The sequence below is a fragment of the Acinetobacter sp. YH12120 genome (assembly GCF_013418795.1).
GTDB classification, from domain to species: Bacteria; Pseudomonadota; Gammaproteobacteria; order Pseudomonadales; family Moraxellaceae; genus Acinetobacter; species Acinetobacter towneri.
Genome location: NZ_VPBI01000002.1, coordinates 168,393 through 174,392, shown reverse-complemented (window position 1 = coordinate 174,392; position 6,000 = coordinate 168,393). Strand labels below are relative to the sequence as shown.

Genomic DNA, 6,000 nt, shown 5'->3' with positions numbered 1-6,000 from the left:
CGTAGGCAACTTAAATTATTTTAGGTTGAGATAAGTATTTACATGTTGTTGCGGGATGGAGCAGTCTGGTAGCTCGTCGGGCTCATAACCCGAAGGTCGTTGGTTCAAATCCAGCTCCCGCTACCAATCAATCCTAAGCTTATCGTGAATTAAGCGTAGGCAACTTAAATTATTTTAGGTTGAGATAAGTATTTACATGTTGTTGCGGGATGGAGCAGTCTGGTAGCTCGTCGGGCTCATAACCCGAAGGTCGTTGGTTCAAATCCAGCTCCCGCTACCAATATTTTAAAAGTGTGATTATGCTCTAATATGAGTTTTTCGCTTTATACTGACTAAGGTGCAACTTAAGTCAGGCAAAAATGCTAAGTTTGATTGAAAACTTATTTATATTTGTATATAATTTTTGCACGTTGATGCGGGATGGAGCAGTCTGGTAGCTCGTCGGGCTCATAACCCGAAGGTCGTTGGTTCAAATCCAGCTCCCGCTACCAAGTTTCTAATGGTGTGGTACGTTAGTTTTAGTTGATTGAATTCAGCATAATAAACTAGCAAAGATGGTTAGATTTAGTCTAATCCCCGCAACCAAGTTTCTAAAGAGGCTCACAACTAGGTGGGCCTTTTTGCACAGTGGATATTGGTTTTACTGTGCAAGAATAGGGGCGATTACGCCCTTTTTTATTGGCTATCGTGTAGTGTCGATACAAGCCGTGCGCGGCCTAAAGTCAAAGTGTCATGTTTCACTACTACTATAGTTTGTATGAATGTGTAGTGGTCAAATAAGACCATTGAACCGCAGCAGAATGACGAGAGTAAATGAAGCTATCAAATAAAACTCAAGCACTTCAGGACTTAATTGCGCCAGCAGTGCAAGCATGTGATGTGGATCTTTGGGGAATCGAGTTTATTCCACAAGGTAAGCGTTCTTTGTTACGTATTTATATCGACAAAGCTGTCGATGAAAATGCAGAACCTGTCTTAAATGAAGATGGCGAATTAGAGCAAGGTCGTGGTATTGGTGTGCAAGATTGTGTACGTGTAACCCAGCAAGTTGGTGCAATGCTTGATGTGCATGATCCAATTTCAGGTGAATATGCACTTGAAGTATCCTCTCCGGGTTGGGATCGTCCATTTTTCCAATTAGAGCAATTGCCTGCATATATTGGGCAAACCATTGCGTTACGTTTAATCAGTGCTGTAGAAAACCGTCGTAAATTTCAAGCGAAATTGGTTGCTGTAGATCTGGAAAATGAAACCATTCAGGTCGAAGTGGAAAAACAGCAGGTATTGGAGATTGACAGTCACAATATTGATAAAGCAAACCTGATTTACCAAGATTAATCAAATTAATAAGAATCTGAACGAATAGGTGACTTATGGCACGTGAAATTCTTACCGTCGTTGAAACGGTTAGTAACGAAAAAGGTGTAAGTCGTGAGGCAATTTTTGAGGCGCTTGAACAGGCTCTTGTTGCTGCGACGAAAAAGAAATTCTACGAAGGCACAAACTCAGAAGAAGCACGCTTACGTGTGGAAATTGATCGTAAAACAGGTGACTACAGAACTTTCCGTCAGTGGGAAGTGGTGGCAGATGAAGATCATGAAATGCCTGCATGCCAAGATGCAATTTCTGATGTAGACCCTGCAAAGTGGTCAATTGGTGATATTCGCGAACTTGAAGTTGAGTCAATTGACTTCGGTCGTATTGCTGCGCAAATTGCCAAGCAAGTGATTGTGCAAAAAATTCGTGAAGCAGAACGCGCATTGGTTGCAGATGCTTATGAAGCCAAAGTAGGCGAGCTGATTTACGGTGAAGTGAAAAAGCAAACCAAAGATGGCTTTATTATTGATTTGGGCGACAATGCAGAAGCATATTTGGCGCGTGAAGAAATGATCGCCAAAGAAATTTTGCGTCCTAAGCAGCGTGTGAATGCAATTTTGTACAGCGTGAACCGTGAAGGTCGTGGTGCACAATTGTTGTTGTCACGTGCCAAGCCTGAAATGCTGATTGCATTGATGAAAAAAGAAATTCCAGAAATTTCTGAAGAAATCATCGAAATTAAAGCAGCAGCGCGTCAGCCGGGTGTACGTGCAAAAATTGCAGTAAAAACCAACGACCATCGTATTGACCCTGTAGGTGCATGTATTGGTATGCGTGGTACACGTATCCAAGCGGTACAGCAAGAGTTAAATGGTGAGCGTATTGATGTTGTGGTGTGGTCTGATGATCCAGCACAATATATCGCCAGTGCTTTAGAGCCAGCCGATGTATCGGGTATTGTGATTGATGAAGAAGAACGTACTGCCGACATTATTTTCGCAACCAGCGATCAGTTGGCACGTGCAATTGGTTCACAAGGTCAAAACGTACGTTTAGCCTCTGAACTCACAGGTTATAAGCTGAACATGATGCTTGAAGAAGAGTATCACGCACGTCAGCAAAATGAAGCGCAACAATACTTAGACTTGTTTGTTTCACGTCTAGACATTGCTGAAGATTTGGCGATGGCATTGGTAGAAATGGGCTTCACTTCATTAGAAGAAATTGCGTATGTTCCTGCGGAAACATTTGACGAAATTGATTTAGATGAAGAAATTGTTGAAATGTTACAAGGTCGTGCCAAAGAAGTGGCATTGGCAGACGCATTGCAACAGCAAGAAAATATCCAAGATCCGAGTGCAGAACTTCTAGCAATGGAAGGTATGACACAAGAGATCGCTTATGCGCTTGCCGCTCGTGGTGTCATCACAGTTGATGATTTAGCTGACCAAGCGACTGACGATATCGAAGATATTGAAGGTCTAGGTACAGATAAAGCGGGTCAATTGATTATGAAAGCGCGCGAATCATGGTTTAACTAGGAGGTAATATATGACGGACAAGTCGATTAAAGAGTTAGCGCTCAGTGTAGGTCGTCCAGTTGAGAAACTCCTGGAACAGGTTCGTGACGCAGGTTTACCACAGCGTAAGGCTGACGATATTATTTCCACTGAACAACAAAGTACCCTAGTGAACCATTTAAAAAAGGTTCACGGTCAAGAGGGTAATGCAGGACAAATCACGTTGAAACGTAAAACCACCAGTACCGCTAAAGTGGCAAGTACTTCGGGCAAAGCGAAAACGATTAATGTAGAAGTTCGTAAGAAGCATACATTTGTAAAGCCTGATCCTGAACAGATTAAAGCGGAAGCACTGGCAAAAGCACAGGCGGAAGCAGCTGAAAAAGCGCAAGCAGAACAGCAAGCACGTGACGTGGCAGAAAAGAGCAAAGCGAAAGCAGACGCGCCTCAAGCAGGTGCTGCAAAAGCGAAACAAGCTTTAGATGCAATGCGTGCAGCAGCGAAGCAAGAAACAGCCAAGCAAGAAGTTGCGAAAGCTGCGGTTGTGGTGAAACGTAAGTCAACCAACAAGCCAATTGTGAAGCAAGCAGTGAAGGTCACTGAAACGCCTGAGCAAAAGAAAGCACGTGAAGCGCAAGCAGCTCAGTTGAAAGCGACTGAAGAAGCAGCACGTCGTAAAGCGGCTGAAGAAGCGCAGCAACGTACGCTTGAGCAAATGCGTCAGATGGCATCTAAATACTCAAATGAAGATGCAACAGCTACTATTCGCGTGGTAGATGATTCTCCATTGGCGGCTGGTCTTGTGGGTCAGGCTTATGAAGATTCATTTGCCAAAGAAGACCGCGAAATCAAGCGTGGTACCAGTACCACCAATACACGTTCACCGAAAAAAGGTGGTCGTCGCGGTCAGGAAGAGCAATCTTTCAGCCAAAACCCACATAAACGCGGTTTGAAAACGAGCCAAGCCAACAAGCACGGCTTTGAAAAACCAGTTAAAAAACAAGTTTATGATGTTGAAATTGGTGCAACGATTGTGGTTGCAGACTTGGCTGCAAAAATGGCAGTTAAAGTACGTGAAGTGATTAAATCACTCATGAAAATGGGTGAGTTAGTTACGCAAAACCAAGCGATTGAGCAAGAAGTTGCGGCACTTGTAGTTGAAGAAATGGGCCACAACCCAGTTCTAGTATCGGATACGCAAGCTGAAGATAACTTACTCGAAGCGGCTGAAGAGGCACGTGGTGTTCAAACGACACGTCCACCAGTGGTGACCATCATGGGTCACGTTGACCATGGTAAGACATCATTACTTGACCGTATTCGTCGTGCCAAAGTGGCTGCAGGCGAAGCAGGTGGTATTACCCAGCACATTGGTGCATACCACGTACAAACCGACAAAGGCATTATCACCTTCTTAGATACACCGGGACACGCAGCGTTTACTGCAATGCGTTCACGTGGTGCGAAAGCAACAGATATCGTGGTATTGGTAGTTGCGGCAGATGATGGTGTAATGCCACAAACTGCAGAAGCCATTGACCATGCGCGTGCAGCGGGTACGCCAATCATTGTTGCCATTAACAAAATGGACAAAGAATCGGCTGATCCAGACCGCGTATTGAATGAATTGACCACCAAAGAAATCGTACCTGAACAATGGGGCGGTGACGTACCTGTTGCAATGGTTTCAGCGCATTCAGGTCAAGGTATTGATGAACTTCTTGACTTAATTTCAATTCAAGCAGAAATGATGGAATTGAAAGCATCTGAAGAAGGTGCAGCGCAAGGTGTGGTGATTGAAGCGCGTGTAGATAAAGGTCGCGGTGCAGTGACGTCAATTCTGGTACAAAACGGTACTTTGAATGTAGGTGACTTGGTACTTGCAGGTTCATCTTATGGTCGCGTACGTGCCATGACTGATGAAAACGGTAAGCGTATTAAATCTGCAGGTCCTTCAATTCCAGTTGAAATTTTAGGTTTACCTGAAGCGCCAATGGCAGGTGACGAAGTTCTTGTTGTAAATGACGAGAAGAAAGCACGTGAAGTTGCCGATGCGCGTATGGATCGTGAGCGTCAAAAACGTCTTGAGCGTCAAAGCGCAATGCGTCTTGAAAACATCATGGCATCAATGGGCAAAAAAGACGTTCCATTTGTCAATGTGGTATTGAAGACCGATGTACGAGGTACTTTGGAAGCCTTGATTGTTGCATTGGGCGAGTTGTCTACCGATGAAGTACGTGTACGTGTGATTGGTTCAGGCGTAGGTGCGATCACTGAGTCTGACGTTACGCTTGCAGAATCTTCAGAAGCTGTATTACTGGGCTTTAACGTACGTGCTGACAATACTGCGCGTCAAAAAGCCGATGCCGATGGTATTGACATTCGTTACTACAGCATCATCTATCAATTAATTGATGATGTGAAAGATGCGATGAGCGGTAAGCTTGCACCTGAACACCGTGAAACTATTTTGGGTGTTGCAGAAGTGCGTGAAGTGTTCCACTCAAGTAAGTTCGGTGCAGCTGCAGGTTGTATGGTACTTGAAGGCGTACTTCACCGTAACAAACCAATTCGCGTATTACGTGATGATGTGGTGGTATTCCAAGGTGAGCTTGAGTCACTTCGTCGTTATAAAGACGTGGTGGAAGAAGTTCGCGCAGGTATGGAATGTGGTCTTGCAGTAAAAGGCTATAAAGACATCAAACCACTTGATAAGATTGAAGTGTACGATGTTCAATTGATTAAACGGAGTCTTTAATGGCGGGTAGTCAACGTCTGAAGCGTATGGCGGATACAGTACAGCGTGAGCTGTCAGAACTGATTCGCCAAGAGCTGAAAGATCCACGCTTAGGTGGTCTTGTGACCATCTCTGCAGTGAAGGTGAGCCCAGACTTAGGATATGCGGAAGTGTACGTGACCGTCATGGGACGTGAATTAGGCGATGAGCAAAGCGAAACGGCAAATAAAGAAACCTTGGATGTGTTGAATAAAGCATCAGGCTTCTTGCGCCATGAGTTAAGCCGTCGTATTAAGACACGTATTACCCCGCGTTTGCGTTTTCACTACGATAAAACCAATGCCTATGGTAACTATATGTTTGGTTTGATTGCAGAAGCGGTAAAAGATTTACCTCCTGCAGCACCTAAGCAAGATGAAGAATAAA

At 44.3% G+C, this 6,000-nt stretch carries 4 protein-coding genes and 3 tRNA genes; all 7 read left to right on the top strand.

Annotation, left to right across the window (positions count from 1 at the left end):
• The first annotated feature begins 49 nt into the window (after positions 1-49).
• The 7 genes from FTU58_RS02955 (at position 50) to FTU58_RS02925 (ending at position 5,999) form a co-directional block, all read left to right on the top strand.
• Positions 50-126: transfer RNA gene (locus tag FTU58_RS02955), tRNA-Met, on the top strand.
• Between the two features lie 77 nt (positions 127-203).
• Positions 204-280, top strand: a tRNA-Met gene (locus FTU58_RS02950).
• A 134-nt stretch (positions 281-414) separates the two neighbouring features.
• A tRNA-Met gene (locus FTU58_RS02945) sits at positions 415-491 on the top strand.
• A gap of 322 nt (positions 492-813) precedes the next feature.
• The gene (rimP, locus tag FTU58_RS02940; RefSeq protein WP_004975871.1) at positions 814-1,338 is read left to right on the top strand and encodes a ribosome maturation factor RimP; all 525 of its coding nucleotides are present in this window, start codon (positions 814-816) and stop codon (positions 1,336-1,338) included.
• 35 nt (positions 1,339-1,373) lie between these two features.
• Positions 1,374-2,858 (top strand): transcription termination factor NusA, encoded by a 1,485-nt coding sequence (gene nusA / locus FTU58_RS02935; RefSeq protein WP_004975873.1) that lies wholly within the window; start codon positions 1,374-1,376, stop codon positions 2,856-2,858.
• 10 nt (positions 2,859-2,868) lie between these two features.
• Entirely contained in the window at positions 2,869-5,595 is a 2,727-nt protein-coding gene (gene infB / locus FTU58_RS02930) for a translation initiation factor IF-2 (protein WP_180060887.1), read from the top strand.
• Positions 5,595-5,999, top strand: coding sequence for a ribosome-binding factor A (locus FTU58_RS02925; RefSeq protein WP_004975876.1), 405 nt, complete (start codon positions 5,595-5,597; stop codon positions 5,997-5,999). Before infB ends, FTU58_RS02925 begins: the two co-directional genes overlap by 1 nt.
• Position 6,000: the final 1 nt, after the last annotated feature.

Coding starts and splice junctions, on each gene's coding strand:
- FTU58_RS02925 (WP_004975876.1), top strand. CDS start 5,595: ATGGCGGGTAGTCAACGTCTGAAGCGTATGGCGGATACAGTACAGCGT.
- infB (WP_180060887.1), top strand. CDS start 2,869: ATGACGGACAAGTCGATTAAAGAGTTAGCGCTCAGTGTAGGTCGTCCA.
- nusA (WP_004975873.1), top strand. CDS start 1,374: ATGGCACGTGAAATTCTTACCGTCGTTGAAACGGTTAGTAACGAAAAA.
- rimP (WP_004975871.1), top strand. CDS start 814: ATGAAGCTATCAAATAAAACTCAAGCACTTCAGGACTTAATTGCGCCA.